At 71.3% G+C, this 15,872-nt stretch carries 11 protein-coding genes; 5 read left to right on the top strand and 6 right to left on the bottom strand.

Translation table 11 applies throughout. From position 1 onward, the window contains the following. Positions 1-11 precede the first annotated feature (11 nt). Positions 12-1,187: a glycoside hydrolase family 1 protein gene (locus M1D56_RS10645; RefSeq protein ID WP_456283557.1), complete on the top strand. Its 1,176-nt coding sequence runs from the start codon at positions 12-14 to the stop codon at positions 1,185-1,187. 57 nt (positions 1,188-1,244) lie between these two features. Here the strand turns inward: M1D56_RS10645 and M1D56_RS10640 are convergent, their stop codons facing one another. Beyond that, complete coding sequence (locus tag M1D56_RS10640) at positions 1,245-2,792, bottom strand: dolichyl-phosphate-mannose--protein mannosyltransferase (protein WP_456283556.1); 1,548 nt, start codon at positions 2,790-2,792, stop codon at positions 1,245-1,247. 113 nt (positions 2,793-2,905) lie between these two features. Between M1D56_RS10640 and M1D56_RS10635 the strand changes: the two genes are divergently transcribed. Beyond that, positions 2,906-4,363: a DUF4407 domain-containing protein gene (locus M1D56_RS10635; protein ID WP_456283555.1), complete on the top strand. Its 1,458-nt coding sequence runs from the start codon at positions 2,906-2,908 to the stop codon at positions 4,361-4,363. Beyond that, positions 4,360-5,175: a 16S rRNA (cytidine(1402)-2'-O)-methyltransferase gene (gene rsmI / locus M1D56_RS10630; protein WP_456283554.1), complete on the top strand. Its 816-nt coding sequence runs from the start codon at positions 4,360-4,362 to the stop codon at positions 5,173-5,175. The genes M1D56_RS10635 and rsmI overlap by 4 nt, the downstream gene beginning before the upstream one ends. Before the next feature lie 6 nt (positions 5,176-5,181). Here the strand turns inward: rsmI and M1D56_RS10625 are convergent, their stop codons facing one another. The 5 genes from M1D56_RS10625 to M1D56_RS10605 form a co-directional block, all read right to left on the bottom strand. Then, positions 5,182-7,137, bottom strand: a complete 1,956-nt coding sequence (locus M1D56_RS10625; RefSeq protein ID WP_456283553.1) for a glycosyl hydrolase 53 family protein — start codon at positions 7,135-7,137, stop codon at positions 5,182-5,184. A gap of 57 nt (positions 7,138-7,194) precedes the next feature. Further along, complete coding sequence (locus tag M1D56_RS10620) at positions 7,195-8,073, bottom strand: sugar ABC transporter permease (RefSeq protein WP_456285233.1); 879 nt, start codon at positions 8,071-8,073, stop codon at positions 7,195-7,197. Positions 8,074-8,090: 17 nt separating this feature from the next. Then, positions 8,091-9,689: an ABC transporter permease subunit gene (locus M1D56_RS10615; RefSeq protein WP_456283552.1), complete on the bottom strand. Its 1,599-nt coding sequence runs from the start codon at positions 9,687-9,689 to the stop codon at positions 8,091-8,093. A 58-nt stretch (positions 9,690-9,747) separates the two neighbouring features. Continuing rightward, entirely contained in the window at positions 9,748-10,977 is a 1,230-nt protein-coding gene (locus tag M1D56_RS10610) for a sugar ABC transporter substrate-binding protein (protein ID WP_456283551.1), read from the bottom strand. A 115-nt stretch (positions 10,978-11,092) separates the two neighbouring features. Next, positions 11,093-13,096, bottom strand: coding sequence for a beta-galactosidase (locus M1D56_RS10605; protein ID WP_456283550.1), 2,004 nt, complete (start codon positions 13,094-13,096; stop codon positions 11,093-11,095). A gap of 139 nt (positions 13,097-13,235) precedes the next feature. On the opposite strand from M1D56_RS10605, the gene M1D56_RS10600 reads away from it, so the two are divergent. Both M1D56_RS10600 and metG read left to right on the top strand, forming a co-directional pair. Next, positions 13,236-14,249, top strand: a complete 1,014-nt coding sequence (locus M1D56_RS10600; protein ID WP_456283549.1) for a LacI family DNA-binding transcriptional regulator — start codon at positions 13,236-13,238, stop codon at positions 14,247-14,249. Between the two features lie 42 nt (positions 14,250-14,291). Beyond that, positions 14,292-15,869: a methionine--tRNA ligase gene (metG, locus tag M1D56_RS10595; protein ID WP_271172700.1), complete on the top strand. Its 1,578-nt coding sequence runs from the start codon at positions 14,292-14,294 to the stop codon at positions 15,867-15,869. Positions 15,870-15,872 lie beyond the last annotated feature (3 nt).

The following is a 15,872-nucleotide window of genomic DNA, read 5'->3' as shown; positions in this document are numbered from 1 at the left end:
GAGGAGCATCCGTGCTCTCATTCCCCGATGGCTTTCTCTGGGGCGCCGCGACCGCGGCGCATCAGGTGGAGGGGAACAACGTCGGCAGCAACTGGTGGGTCATGGAGCACGCTCCCGGCTCCCCGATGGTGGAGCCCTCGGGCGACGCCGCCGACCACTATCACCGCTACCCGGAGGACATGCGCCTCCTCGCGGACGCGGGCCTGAACTCCTACCGGTTCTCGATCGAGTGGGCGCGGATCGAGCCCGAGCGCGGGTTCGTCTCGCGCGCCGCGCTCGACCACTACCGGCGGATGATCGACACGGCGCGCGAGACGGGGCTCGACCCGACCGTGACGCTCATGCACTTCACGGTGCCGCGCTGGTTCCAGGACGACGGCTTCTGGCGTGCGGACGACGCGGTCGACCTGTTCGCGCGCTACACCGAGACCGTGCTGCCGATCCTCGAGGGGGTCGAGCACGTGTGCACGATCAACGAGCCGAACATCGCCGCGATGCTCGCCGGCGGGGAGGATGCCGCGAACCTCGTCGCGTACGGGCTCCCGCATCCCGACCTCGGCGTCGCCGACACCCTGCTCGCCGCCCACCGTCGATCCGCCGAGATCCTCCGGTCCGTGCCGGGCATCAAGGCCGGCTGGACCATCGCGACGCAGGCGTTCCACTCGACGGGCGAGCCCGGCGCGGACGAGAAGCTGCAGGAGTACGGCCATCCGCGCGACTTCTGGTACCTCGAGCAGTCCGCGGGTGACGACTTCGTCGGGGTTCAGGCCTACACGCGGACGTTCATCGGGCCGGAGGGCCCGCTGCCCGTCGCGGAGGGCGTCGAGACGACGCTCACCGGCTGGGAGTTCTTCCCCGACGCGCTCGAGCTCGGCGTCCGCTCGGCATGGGAGCTGTCCGGCGGGACGCCCATCCTCGTCACCGAGAACGGGATCGCGACGTCGGACGACACGCGACGCGTCGCCTACACGCGGGGAGCGCTCGAAGTCCTCCACCGCGCGATCTCGGACGGCATCGACGTGCGCGGCTACCAGCACTGGAGCGCGCTCGACAACTACGAGTGGGCGAGCGGGTACCGGCCGACGTTCGGCCTCATCGCGTTCGACCGCGAGACCTTCGCGCGCACGCCGAAGCCGAGCCTGGCCTGGCTCGGCGAGGTCGCGCGCCGCAACGGCCTCGACGGCTGAGCGCGTGACGCACGAGACCCCCGGAGCGTGCGCTCCGGGGGTCTCGCGCATGCGGGATCAGACCCAGCTGGGCAGCCAGTTGTGCAGCTGCCAGAGCGGGAACGGCTCGACGATCCCGAGCGCGAGCGGAAGGTAGAACGCGCCCACGACGACGGCCACCGCGAGGAACACGGCCGCCGCGATGCGCCACGCGCGCCGTTCGCGATCGGCGGCCTCCGTCGCGAAGGCGACCTCCGCATCCGTCGGGAACGGGAGCAGGTCGGGCTGCCGCGAGCGGGTCAGATGCTGCAGCGCGACCGCGAGTCCGAGCACGACGAACGGCAGCATGACGACCGTGTAGAACTGGAACACCGTGCGCTCGGGGTAGAGCAGCCAGGGCAGGTAGGTCACGGCGATCCCCGCGAGCGGGAAGCCGAATCGGGCGTCGCGGGTGCGGATGAGCAGCCAGACGAGGAAGAGGGCGGCCGCGATCCCCGCGTACCACACGACGGGGTTCGGGATGCTGCCGATCACGCCGATGCAGTCGGTCGACCATGCGCAGGTCGTCGTGCCGACCTCGGGGCGCGTCAGCCACATCGCGGTCGGGCGGAGGAGGAGCGGCCACTGCCACGCGGGGCTCGCGTACGGATGGCTCGCGCTGAGCCCCACGTGGAACCCGTAGACCGCCTGATGGTAGTTCCACAGGGCGACCAGCGGGTTCGCGTCGCTCGCGCGGTCGTACCCGCCGGTCGTGACGAGCCACCCGCTCCACGAGAGCAGGTACACCACGGCGGCGGCCGGCACGAGCAGCAGGAAGGTGACGGGGCCCTGGCGGAGGATCGCGGAGAAGTACCACTCCCGGACGCCCGCGCGGCGACGCCAGAGCGCGTCGAGGACGACGAGCCCGATCCCGACGCCCGCGATGACGTACATGCCCGACCACTTGACGGCGGTCGCGGCGCCGAACGCGGCGCCCGCGGCGAGGAGCCAGGGGCGCGCCCAGACGACGGGCCCCCACGCCTCGGTCTGATCGCGGAGGACGCGATCGCGCGTCTCCTGCACATCGCGCAGCAGGAAGGAGAAGCCCAGGAGCACGAAGAGAGCGAGGATGCCGTCGAGCAGCGCGACCCTGCTCATCGCGACCGCGAGCGGGTCGATGGCGAGCAGGAGCCCCGCGACGCCCGCGACCGCGATGGAGCCGGTGAGGCGGCGCGCGACGAGGGCGAGCAGCGGCACGAGGAGGGTGCCGACGACGGCGGTCGAGATCCGCCAGCCCCATCCCGAGTCGGCGCCGAAGACCGCGAGCCCCAGTGCGATGATCCACTTGCCCAGGGGCGGGTGCACGACGAAGGAGGCATCCGCCGAGTACACGTCGGTGTCGCCCGCGAGGAAGCTCTCGTTCGCGCCCTCGGGCCACGTGCCCTCGTAGCCGAGATGCAGCAGGGTCCAGGCGTCCTTGACGTAGTAGGTCTCGTCGAAGACGAGCTCGTGGGGATGGCCGAGTCCGACGATGCGCAGGAGGCCCGCGAGCAGCGTGAGGGCCGAGGGCACCAGCCAGCGCGCGTGCTGGCGGATGGCCGCGAGGGCTCTGTCGCGGGGGGATGCCTCGGGCAGCGCGTGCGTCACGGCTCCAGCGTAGTGCGCGGGCGCGAGGCGCCCGGGGGCGGGCGACTCCCCGGCCGGGTCCGCTCCAAGGGTCCTGACAACGCTCACCCAGGCGGGCTTCGTATGTTGACGGGATGTCCTACTCCGCGCATCGCCCGGGACGCTACGACTCGCAGGGGCGGATCATCCTCCCCGACGACGACCCGAACGGCGCCGCTCCCGACGAGGAAGCCCTGTACCTCGAACGGGAGTTCTTCCCCGAGACCGCCGCCGCCCCGACCAAGCCGATCGAGGTCGACGAGCGCCCCGCTGAGGCGTCTGCCGAGCCCGAGCCGACGCCGCGCGCTCCGCGACGTCGCGCGGCGCGTCCGCCGCGCACGCCCGGCTCGCGTCTGCGCATGCTCGCGATCCTCGGCGGCGCGGACGGGCACGTGCTCGACACCGTCCCGACCGAGACGCCCCGGTTCGTGCAGATGTTCTTCGTGCTGCTCGGCACCGCGCTCGTGTCCGCCCTGTCGATGCTCTTCGCCCTCACGACCGGCGTGCAGGTCTCGGTCTGGCTCGCGGTGCCGCTCGCGATCGTCTGGGCGGGCATCATCTTCAACCTCGACCGGTTCCTCACGTCGACGATGACCGCGACCCGCAGCATCGCGCGCCTCGTCGGGCTCGCGCTGCCGCGTGTCATCATGGCGCTCCTCATCGGCGTCGTCGTCGCGGAGCCCGTCGTGCTGCAGGCCTTCCGCAACGACATCGCGCAGGAGGTCGCCTCGACGAACATCGTGCAGTCGCAGGAGGACCAGGCGGCCCTCGACTCCGGGCCCGAGAAGCAGGCGCTCGACGCCGCGACCGCGCGCCTGGGCGAGCTGCAGAACCAGGCCGCGACGGGCATCGTCGCGGGCACCGACTCGGCCTCTGCGACGCAGGCCGCCGCGCAGGCGACGGTCGACGACCTCACCGAGAAGCTCGCGGCGCAGCAGACCGTGATCGATGAGGCGCGCGCGCTCTACCAGTGCGAGCTCGACGGCACGGGAGCGGGCGAGGTCGCCGGCTGCACGGGCGTGCAGGGGGAGGGCGCGAGCTCCGATGCCGCGCAGGACCAGCTCGCGGCGGCTCAGGCGACCTATGACGACCTCGCCGCCCAGCTGCGCGAGGCGAACGAGGCCCTCGCGGCGGCCGAGACGGCTGCGGGCGAGAACGCCGCGGCATCCGAGGCCGCGAACCGCCAGGCGGCGGAGGACCAGCTGCCCGCGGCGCAGCAGGAGTACGACGCGGCGCTCGCCGCGTACAACGCGCGGGCGGCATCCGTCGCCGAGACGAACGCCGGCGCGATCGGGCTCCTCAGCCAGATCAGCGGGCTGAACCGGCTCGCGGAGAAGGAGCCGGCGATCTGGTGGGCGCATCTCCTCATCGCCGCGCTCTTCCTCATGATCGAGCTCCTCCCCGTGCTCGTGAAGGTGCTGACGAGCTTCGGCGATCCCTCGCTGTACGAGAAGGCGGCCGCCGTGCGCAAGCAGGTCGCGGAGGAGCGCGTGAACGCGGACGGGTTCCGCGACCGCGCCGACATCATCTCGGCGCCTAGGCTGGCGGGGTGATCATCCTCGCCGCGACGCCCATCGGCAATCTCGGCGACGCGTCGCGCCGCCTCGTCGAGCTGCTCGAGCAGGCGCCCGTCGTGGCCGCCGAGGACACGCGCACGACGCAGCGCCTTCTCGCCGGGCTGGGCATCGAGAACCGTCCGCGGCTCATCGCCCTGCACGACCACAACGAGCGGCAGAAGGCGGCCGAGCTCGTGGAGCTCGCGCGCGACGAGGATCTCGTCGTGCTGACCGATGCGGGCATGCCGACCGTGAGCGACCCGGGTTACGGACTCGTGCAGACCGCGGCCGCTGCGGGAGTCGACGTCACGGTCGTTCCGGGCCCGTCGGCCGTGCTCACGGCCCTCGCGGTGTCCGGTCTCCCGACCGATCGCTTCACCTTCGAGGGCTTCCCCGCGCGCAAGCCCGGTGACCGCCGTCGCGCCCTCGCGGCGCTCGCGGCCGAGGCGCGCACGATGGTGTTCTTCGAGGCGCCCACGCGCGTCGCGCAGACGCTCGCCGACATGGCTGCCGCGTTCGGCGGCGACCGCAGGGCGGTCGTCGCGCGAGAGCTCACCAAGCTGCACGAGGAGGTCGCGCGCGGCACGCTCGACGAGCTCGTCGGATGGGCCGAGGCCGGTGTGCGCGGCGAGCTCGCGATCGTCGTGGCCGGGTCGGAGCGGCGCGAGACGCCCCTCGAGGACGCGGTCGCCCAGGTCCTCGCGCTCGTCGCCGACGGCGGCCGCCTCAAGGAGGCGGCCGCCGAGGTCGCCGCAGCGACCGGGCGCTCATCGCGCGAGCTGTATCAGGCCGCGCTCGCGGCGCGCTGAGGTCGTTCAGCCGACCTTCACGAGGCGCACCTCGTCGACCGTTCCCCACGCGCCGGCCGACAGCTCCCACGCGATCTCGACCGTGACCTCCTGCCCGCGCTGCACGCGCACGGCGTCGGTCTCTGAGGTGGCGTACGCGCGCCATCCGTCGAACGCGAGCAGCGCCTCCGCGGTGCGCGTCTGCGCCTGCGCCGCCCGGTCAGCCGCGGTCGCCGGCAGGTGCGTCGGCGACGCCGTGACGCGGAGGGTCACCGTGTCGCCGGGCAGCGTGCCGCCGCCCTGCGACGTCGCCGTCGCGACGTAGCGGCCAGGCTCGAGACCCGTCACGACCTGGGTCGCCGAACCCGTGAAGTCGCGGTCGAGCCACACATGGAGCGCATTCGTCCCTGCCGAGGCGTCGGCCTGCCATCCGATCGAGCCGCCGTCGCCGGCGAGCGTCCACAGCGCAGCCCCGTCTCCCTCGAAGCCGCCGCCGGGGAGGTGCGAGCGGGCGAGGACCTCGATCGTCGCGGACGTCTCGTGGCCGGCCGACGTGCGCCCCGCCACCGTGTAGACACCGGGCCCGTCGATCTCGACAGCATCCCAGACCACGGGCTGATCCTCTGTCGTGCCGTCGCTGTACGAGACGGTGACGGTCTCCGGCAGCGCGGCGTCCTCGCCCTCCTCGATCTCGAGCGCGACCGTCTCGACGCCGGTCACGACGCGCGGCCCCTGCGCTCCGGTGCGGACGTACTCGAACATCCGCAGCGACGGCAGGGGAGTGCCGTCGAACGCGAACAGCGCCTGGTTGTCGACGGCCGACCCGCCGAACCAGCGACCCGCGTCCGCGGGGTCGTACGCGCCCGCGTAGCTCGTCGCCCACCCCGAGCCGTCGCGCTCCCAGAGGAGGCGGTTCGCTTCGAGCTGCTCCGGAGGGCCGACGGGGAGCCACGCTGGCTCCCACGAGAACACGCCGATCCCCGCATCGCCGACATCGGCGACCGCCTGCACGACGTCGCGGAACGCCGTCGCCTGGCCCTGAGGGCTGACGGGATACGCCGTGGCCTCGCTTGCGAGGTCGATCGTGTTGCCATGGCCGTCGCCGTCCTCGAGCGTGTAGGCCCAGGAGGTCTCGACGACCGCGACCTTCTTGTCGTGCACCTCCGCGACGTGCGAGAGCACATCGGTGAGGTTCGCGATCGTGCCGTGCCAGTACGGGTAGTACGACGATGCGAACACGTCGTAGTCGACGCCGCGGGCGGCGAGCTCCGCGGCGTAGCCCGCGTAGCGCCCGGGCGTCTCGGGATTCGTGAAGTGCACGGCCACGAGCGCGTCAGGGAGCGTCTCGCGGACTGCCGCCGACCCGGCCCGGAACACCTCCGCCATCCCGTCCCAGCCCGTGACGCCGGCGACGCCGTTGTTCGTCTCGTTGCCGACCTGCACCATCCGCACATCGACGCCTGCATCCGCGAAGCGCGCGAGCGCGTCGGCGGTGAAGTCGTGCACCGCATCCGCGGTCTGGGCAGCCGTCAGTCCCTCCCACGCCTTCGGCGCCTGCTGCTTGCCCGGATCGGCCCAGAAGTCGGAGTAGTGGAAGTCGACCGTCACGCCGAGCCCCGCGTCGGTCGCGCGCTCGCCGATCTCGATCGCGCGTGCGACGTCGACGTTCCCGCCGCCGTATCCGCGTCCCTCGGCGTCGAAGGGGTCGTTCCACACCCGGACCCGCACGTCGGTGACGCCGTGGTCGGCGAGCACGTGGAACAGGTCGGCCGGCGCGCCGGTGTCGTCGCGGAACACGACCCCGGACTCCTCGAGCGAGAGGACGGAGGAGACGTCGACGCCGGTCATGAAGTCGGCCGACAGGCCGTCGACGGCGGACAGCGAGATGTCGATGCTCGCGTCATCGGCATGCGCGGGCGACGCCACGAGGGCGAGGGAGACGGCCGCGGCCGTCGCGATGGCCGCTCGGATGGGGGATGGCATGGGCACTCCTTCGTGCGGGTGGATGGATGGGGATCGGTTTCGACTCGCTGCGCGCGCTCAGCCCTTCACGGAGCCCGCGGTGAGGCCGCCGACGATGTAGCGCTGGAGCGACAGGAACAGCACGAGGACCGGGATCGATGCGAGCACGGAGCCCGCGGCGAAGATGCCCCAGCGCGACGTGAGCTGGTTCGAGACCCACTGGTACATGCCCACGGCGAGGGTCCAGTTGTCCTCGCTGGTCAGGACGATCTTCGCGAGGATGAAGTCGCCGAACGCCGAGATGAAGGCCAGCAGCGCGACGACGGCGAGCACGGGCGTCACGAGCGGCATGATGATGCGCCAGAAGATCTGCGCGTGCGAGGCGCCGTCGATCTTGGCCGACTCGTCGAGCTCGATCGGGATCGAGTTGAAGAACCCGTACATGAGGAAGGTGTTCGCGCCGAGCGCGCCGCCCAGATAGACGCAGATGAGCGCGAGGCGCGAGTTGATTCCGAGGGCCGGCACGACCTCGCCGAGCGCGAGCAGCAGGAGGAACACCGCGACGAACGCGACGGTCTGCGGGAACATCTGGATGATGAGGAGGCTCGTGAGGCCCGCGCGCCGTCCCGCGAAGCGGAAGCGCGAGAAGGCGTACGCTGCGGCTGCGCCCATGAGCACCGCGCCGATCGCGGCGACGCCGCCGACGTAGAGGGTGTTGAGCATCCAGGTCCAGAAGCGCGTCTCGGCGAGCGCGGCGTAGTTGTCAGCGCTCACAGCCGAGAACAATGCGCTCGACCCGGCGAGGCTTCCCCGCGGGTTCACCGACGCCGAGACGATGTAGAGCAGCGGGAACATCGCGTAGACGAGGATGACCGCCGCGACCGGGTACTTCCAGCCCACCTCGGCCCACCAGCGGGAGCGACGTGCGGTGCGACGCCCCGGGGTAGGGGACGTGATGCGTTCGGTGACAGTGCTCACTGGAACTCCTCGAGCTTGCGGGTCTGTCGGAAGGCGAGCGCCGAGATCACGCCGATGACGATGAACACGACGATCGAGAGGGCGCTCGCGAGGCCGTAGTCGGCTGATCCGCCCGCAACGCCGGAGATCCGGTAGATCGCGGAGATGAGGATGTCGGTCTCGCCCAGTCCCGAGTTGCCGAGGAACGCGGGGCCGCCTTCGGTGAGCATGTAGATGATCGTGAAGTTGTTGAAGTTGAACGCGAACGACGAGATCGCGAGCGGTGCCGTCGACACGAGCAGCTGCGGCAGGATGATGGATCGGAATCGGCGCCAGCGTCCGGCCCCGTCGATCGTGGCGGCCTCGAGCGTGTCACTGGGGAGCGCCTGGAGCGCGCCCGTGCACACGAGGAACCAGTAGGGGTAGCTGAGCCAGAGGTTCACCCAGAGGACGGCGGCCTTGGCGAGCAGGGGATCGCCCAGCCAGGCGATGTCGGCGCCGAGGAAGAGCAGGTCGTTGACGACGCCGAACTCGGAGTTCAGCATGCCCCGCCAGAGGAGCGCGGACATGAATGCGGGGAACGCGTACGGGAGGATCATGAGCGTCCGGAGGACCTTTCGGCCGCGGACACGGGGGTCGTTGTAGATGAGAGCGAAAAGGAGCCCGAGGCCGAAGCTCGTGAGCACGGTCAGAATGGCGAACGCGAACGTCCACGCCGCGACCTGGAGGAGCGGCCCGGCGAGGCTCTGATCCGTCACGGCGCGCACGAAGTTATCGAATCCGACGTTGACGTACCAGCCGGTCGGGAGAGCCGACCCGTCCTCGGCGACGAAGCGGCCGTCATCGGACGCCGCGTAGACGACCCCGGTCTCGGTGTCGGTGAAGGTCCGCGCGGCGGCATCCCATTCGAGGCCCGAGGTGTAGACCGCGCCGGTCGTGCCCTCGCGGGTGCGGAGCGAGCCGTCTTCCGCCTCGTCCGAGACGGGGACGCGCAGGCTCGCGACGCGCTCCTGCAGATCGGGGTCGGTGAGGATGTCCGCGCGCGGCACGACGGTCCACCCCGGCACGGTCTCGGGGGCGCCTGATCCGCCGGTGGGTGCTCCCGCGACGACCTCCAGCGGCTGGTCGGCGGTCCCGGCCCGCACGACGCCGTCCTCGTCGACGATCGCGAAGCCGAGCTCGCCGTCCTGCTCGACGACCGCGAGGGGATAGGACGGAGAATCGGGATCCCGCCGCTCGTCCTGGATGAGCGCTGCGTCGACGGCCTGCTCCATCGAGCCCGCATGCCCGGTGCCGTAGTTCGTGAACGCGACGTAGGCCGTGTAGCCGAGCACGAACACCTGGAAGACGGCGAGGAACACGAGCCCGGGAAGCAGGTACTTGAGCGGCAGAGCCCGTCGTGAGAAGTACACCGCGTCCGCGATCGCGAGCAGCACGAGAGACGCGCCGAGCACGATCCACGACTCCGCCTGCCACGCCGACAGCGCGACCGCGATGCCGAGCGCGTTGACGATCCCCATGAGCACGAGCTTCACGACGAAGCCCCATCCGAGCCCGCGCCAGCCGCGCGCGTGCGATTCGCCGCGCCGCGCAGGGGCGGTCGTCACATCCGTCATTCCGTCTTCCTTCCGCCGGAGCGCCGGGGCGCGCGTCCGCCCGCCCCGGCGCAGCCGGTCAGCCCAGCTCGGCCTCGAGGTCGGCGACCATCTGCTTCCAGGTCGCTCCGGGGTCGGCGCCGCCGATGATCTGCACCTCGGCCGCGTTCCAGAGGTCCCACACCGAGCCCATCTCGGGGATGCTCGGCATCGGCACGCCGTTCTGCGACGAGGCGAGGAATCCCGCGATGACGGGGTCGGAGGCGACCTCATCGGCGAGCGCCGTGAACGCGGGAATGCGCGGGTCGGCCTCGTAGAGGGCACGCTGCGCGTCCTCCTTCGCGAGGTAGTTCACGAGGAACTCCTGAGCGAGCAGCGCGTTCTCGCTCTGCGAGCTGAGGTAGAAGCCCTGCACGCCCACGAAGGGCGCCGCGGTCTCGCCGCCGGCCGACGGGATGGGGTGTACCGCGACGTTCGGGACGTCGGCATAGGCGCTCATCGCCCACGGTCCCTGGATCGTGAAGGGCGCAGCGCCGCTGTTGAACAGCTCGTTGTTGATGTCGTAGTCGACCGTGGTCGAGATGTAGCCCGTGCCAGCCGACCCGTTCTCGTGGAGCCACTGCGCGAACGCCTCGCCGTTCGCGCCGCCCATGCCGATCTCGGCCGTGTACGAGCCGGTCTCGTCCTGGACGAACACCGGCGCGCCGAACGAGGTCTGCAGCCCGTACATCGTGTATGCGTCGCCCGTCTCGCCGGCCGTGTTGACCGCGATCGGGCGCTCGGCCCCGGCCTCCTGCGCCATCGACACGAGCTCGTCCCAGGTCGCCGGGGCGTCGGGGCCCACCATGTCGACGTTCTGAATGAGCGCGACCGTCTCGAGCGAGTACGGCAGCGCGTAGAGCTGGCCGTCGTAGGTCATCGCGTCGAGCGCGACCTGCTCGAAGTCGCCCGTCGCGTCGCCGAGATCGATCGTGTCGACGACGCCGGCGGTGACGAGCGCCCCGAGCCAGTCGTGCGCGCCGACCGTGATGTCAGGCCCCTCGCCCGTGGGCACCTGCGCGATGAAGTCGTTGCGCAGGTCCTCGAAGTTCTTCTGGACGAGCGTGACGGTCGCTCCCGTGTCGGCCTCGAACTGCTCGGCGGCCGCGGCGATCGCGTCCTCGCGCTCCTCGTCGGTCCACACGACGAGCTCGGCGGTCGAGCCCTCGTCGGCCGGCTCCTCGGCGGTCTCGGGGGCGCTGCCGGAGCAGCCGGCCAGCAGCAGTGCCGACGCGGCGGCGATGCCGGCGAATGCGATCTGCGTGCGCATGATTGTCTCCTTCTCGATGGCCATGCGATGCGTCCGCCGAAGCGGTCGCGTCGTCACGACCTGGTGGTGGTGGATCGGTCGGGCCGGGCGGCCCCGGGGTGCCCCGGAGGGCGGGTCAGTCGGTCTCGATGACGGCGACGCCCCCGGCGGGGACGACGAGGGATCCGGACGCCGTGGCGCCGGTGAGCAGCTCGCGGCCGACGGCGTCGATGGTGACGTCGTCGTCGCGGTGGTTGATCGCGAAGAGGAACGTGCGATCGTCGGCGCGGCGCCGGACGACCTCGAGGCCATCCGGAGTCGACGACGGGACGACCCCCGCATCGGCGTACACGTCGGACAGGACGGCGCGCAGCCCCTCCGCGTCCAGGCGCGTGGAGATGTACCACCCCGTTCCGGCGCCGTGCCTGTGACGTGTGATGGCGGCGCCTCCCGCCGCGGGGCCTTCGGCGTAGGCGCCGACGACGTCGGCGCCGTGCAGACGGAGGCTCTCCTGCCAGTGGTCGGCGCCCAGCAGGGCGCCGTCGCTCCATTCGACTGCGGCAGCAGCGCCCTCGCGCAGCGGCAGGTGCTCCTCGACGTCGACGCCGAGGGCGTCGCGGAGGGGAGCGAGGAACCCACCGGGGTGGACGGCGTCGTTCTCGTCGACGACCGCCGAGAAGTACGAGACGACGAGCGTTCCGCCGCCTTCGACATACCGGGTGAGGTTCGCGGCGTCTGCCGCCGTGAGCAGGTACTGCGCGGGTGCGACGACGAGCCGGTAGCGCGACAGGTCGTGGCCAGGGAGCGCGAAGTCGACCGTGACGCCGTCCCGCCAGAGACGCTCGTAGAACGCGCGCACGCGCTCCTGGTGGGAGAGGTCCTCGGTCGGGCGCCATTCGAGGTCCTGCGCCCAGAACGACTCGAAGTCCCACAGGACGGCGACGTCGGCCTCGACGCGCGACCCGACGACCGCGTCGAGCCGGGACAGCCCCTCGCCAAGCGCAACCACCTCGCGCCAGACGCGCGAGTCGGTGCCGGCGTGGGGGAGCATCGCCGAATGGAACTTCTCGGCGCCCGAGCGTCCCGCGCGCCACTGGAAGAAGAGCACGGCGTCCGAGCCGCGTGCGACGTGCGTCAGCGAGTTGCGGGCCATCTCCCCGGGACGCTTCGCGATGTTGCGCGGCTGCCAGTTCACGGCCGACGTCGAGTGCTCCATGAGGATCCACGGCTTCCCTCCGCCGACCGACCGGGAGAGATCGGCGGCGATCGAGAGCCCGATGTGCGCGTCCTCGTCGGCCGCCCACAGATAGTGGTCGTCGGATACGACGTCGACGTCCCTGGCCCACGCCCACAGGTCGGTCGTCCAGCTCTGGTTCGCCATGAAGTTCGTCGTGATCGGCTGCGGGGCGCGGGCGCGGATCGCGTCGCGCTCGGCGATGAAGCACGCGCGGAGCTGATGGTCGGTGAAGCGCTGGAAGTCGAGGCGCTGTGCGGGATTGACGACCGACGGCGCCGCGGCCGGGGCGCCGATGTGCTCCCAGGCCGTGTAGTGCTGGCCCCAGAACGCCGTGCCCCATGCGGCATTGAGAGCGTCGAGTGACCCGTAGCGCTCGCGCAGCCATCCGCGGAAGGCGCGCACGGAATGCTCCGAGTAGTCCTCGCCGACCGGGACGCCGTACTCGTTGTGCACGTGCCACAGCACGACGGCGGGGTGATCGCCGTAGCGGTCGGCGAGCGCGCTCGCGATGCGGACGATCGCCTCCCGGTAGGCGGGGGAGGAGTGGGACGCCATCCCGCGCGATCCGAAGCCCATGACGGTGCCGTCTCGTGTGACGACGCGCGCGTCGGGGTGCGCGGCGAAGAACCAGGCGGGCGGTGAGGCGGTCGGCGTGCCGAGGTCGACGGCGATGCCGTTCGCGTGGAGGAGGCCGATCACCTCGTCGAGCCAGGCGAAGTCGAACTCGCCCTCGGCGGTCTCGAGCAGAGCCCACGAGAAGATCCCCACGCTCACGAGGTTGACGCCCGCCTCGCGCATCAGGCGGACGTCCTCCTGCCACGTCTCGCGCGGCCACTGCTCGGGGTTGTAGTCGCCGCCGAAGGCGATGCCGGGCAGGGCGCGCAGGGGGGTCTGGTCGGGCATGGACGCTCCATCGGGTCGAAGGGCTGTGACCGGTCCCAGTGTGGCGCGGCGTCGTCGGAGCGCCAAGGCGATCGCCCATCCGTTATCGAACTGTGACCGGTCCCAGTCGCACCCGCGGCTCGCGCTAGAGTCTTGATCCATGGAGCAGACGCCGCCCGCGCGCAAGCCGACGATCCGCGACGTCGCGGCGGTCGCGGGCGTCTCGCGCGGCACGGTCTCCCGCGTCATCAACGGAGGGCACTGGGTCTCGCCTGACGCGCGTGCTGCGGTCGAGGACGCCATTCGGCGGACGGGCTACACGGCGAATCACCACGCGCGCAGCCTGGCGACGGGCCGCTCCGGATCGCTCGCCTTCCTCCTGACCGAGGAGCACCACCTGCTGTTCGAGGACCCGACCTTCGGCCTGCTGCTGCGCGGCGCTGCCGAGTCCCTCTCGAAGCGGTCGATGACCCTCGTGCTCCTCGTGGCGGGAACCGATGCCGAGAAGGCGAACGTGCTCGAGTACGTGCGCGCGGGGCACGTCGACGGTGTGCTCCTCGTGTCGAGCCATGCATCCGACCCCTTCCTCGGCCGCATGCACGAGGCCGGCATCCCGATCGTCAGCACGGGCGTCCCGCTCGGCCTCGAGGGGCTCGTCCCGTCGGTCGGCATCGACGAGGCGCGCGCCGCGCGCGAGATGACGGCCTACCTGCGCTCCCGCGGGCACCGTCGCATCGCGCATATCGCGGGGCCCGACGACACGCCGGGCGGCCGGTTCCGTCTCGCCGGGTTCCGCGAGGAGATGGGCGGCGACTACGACGCCGAGCTCGTCGAGCGCGGGGACTACTCGCGCGAGTCCGGCTCGCGCGCGATGGCGCGCCTGCTCGCACGCGGGCGCGATATCGACGCGGTCTTCGCGGCCTCGGATGGGATGGCCGCCGGTGCGGTCGCGACGCTGCGCCGCGAGGGGCTGCGCGTGCCCGACGACATCGCGGTTGCGGGGTTCGACGATTCGGGCCTCGCCGAGACCCACGATCCGCCGCTCACGACGATGCGTCAGCCGTGGGCCCGGATCAGCGAGCAGATGGTCGCCCTGCTGCTCGACGTCGTGGCGGGGAGCCCGGGCCGCGATCTCATGCTCCCGGCGTCGCTCGTCGTGCGCGAGAGCGCGTAACGCTCGGCGCGGAGCACGCGCGGCCCGGAATAGACTCTCCTGGTGACTTCCGGCCGTTCCTTCTACATCACCACGCCGATCTACTATCCGAGCGATGTCCCGCACATCGGGCACGGGTACACGACCGTGGCGGTGGACACGCTCGCGCGCTGGCACCGCCAGGCCGGTGACGACACCTGGATGCTGACGGGCACCGACGAGCACGGCCAGAAGATGATCCGCGCCGCCGCCGCGAACGGCGCGACCCCGCAGGAATGGGTCGACAAGCTCGTGGCGGAGTCGTGGCAGCCGCTCCTGCGGACGCTGGACGTCGCCAACGACGACTTCATCCGCACGACGCAGGAGCGTCACGAGAAGAGCGTCCAGCTGTTCCTGCAGGCGGTGTACGACCGCGGCTACATCTACGCGGGCGAGTACGAGGCGCTCTACTGCGTCGGGTGCGAGGAGTTCAAGCCCGACAGCGAGATCGTCGACGGCACCGGGCCGTTCGAGGGGCTCAAGGTGTGCGCGATCCACTCGAAGCCGCTCGAGCTGCTGCAGGAGAAGAACTACTTCTTCAAGCTCAGCGAGTTCCAGGACCGCCTCCTCGAGCTCTACCGGGAGCGCCCCGACTTCGTCCAGCCCGAGTCCGCGCGCAACGAGGTCGTCGCCTTCGTGCAGCAGGGCCTGAAGGACCTCTCCATCTCGCGCTCGACGTTCGACTGGGGCATCACCGTCCCGTGGGACGAGTCGCACGTCATCTACGTGTGGGTCGACGCCCTCCTCAACTACGCGACCGCGGTGGGGTACGGCTCCGACCCCGACAACTTCGCGCGCCGCTGGCCCGCGCACCACGTCGTGGGCAAGGACATCCTCCGGTTCCACGCCGTGATCTGGCCGGCGATGCTGATGGCCGCGGGCATCGAGGTGCCTGAGAACGTCTTCGCGCACGGCTGGCTGCTCGTGGGCGGCGAGAAGATGTCGAAGTCGAAGCTCACGGGCATCGCGCCCAACGCGATCACCGACGTCTTCGGCTCCGACGCGTACCGGTTCTACTTCCTGTCGGCGATCTCGTTCGGCCAGGACGGCTCGTTCTCCTGGGAGGACCTGTCGGCTCGGTACCAGGCGGAGCTCGCGAACGGGTTCGGCAACCTCGCATCGCGGACCATCGCCATGATCGGCAAGTACTTCGACGGCGTCGTCCCCGCTCCCGCGGAGTACGCGGATGGCGACCTCGCGATCCAGCGGACCGTCGCGGAAGCGGCTCGGAAGGCCGATGCGGCGATCGACCGCTTCCGCATCGACGAGGCCATCCGCTCGATCTGGACGATCGTCGACGAGCTCAACGGCTACATCACCGAGAACGAGCCGTGGGCGCTCGCGAAGGACGACGCGCAGCGCGACCGCCTGGCGACCGTGCTCTACACGTGCGCCGAGGGGCTCCGCGCGCTCGCCGTGCTGCTCTCGCCCGTGATGCCGCAGGCCACCGGCAAGCTCTGGGACGCACTGGGCGTCGAGAGCGCCCTGGGGGCGCTCGTCGAGCAGCCCGTGCGCGAGGCCGGCGCGTGGGGCGGCATCCCCGCCGGCACGGCGACGTCCACGCTCCAGCCGCTCTTCCCGCGGGTCGAGCAGCCGGAGTGATCC

This window comes from Microbacterium sp. JZ101, assembly GCF_053903175.1.
The sequence above is the reverse complement of the archived record's forward strand: the minus strand, read 5'-3'. Positions and strand labels throughout refer to the sequence as shown.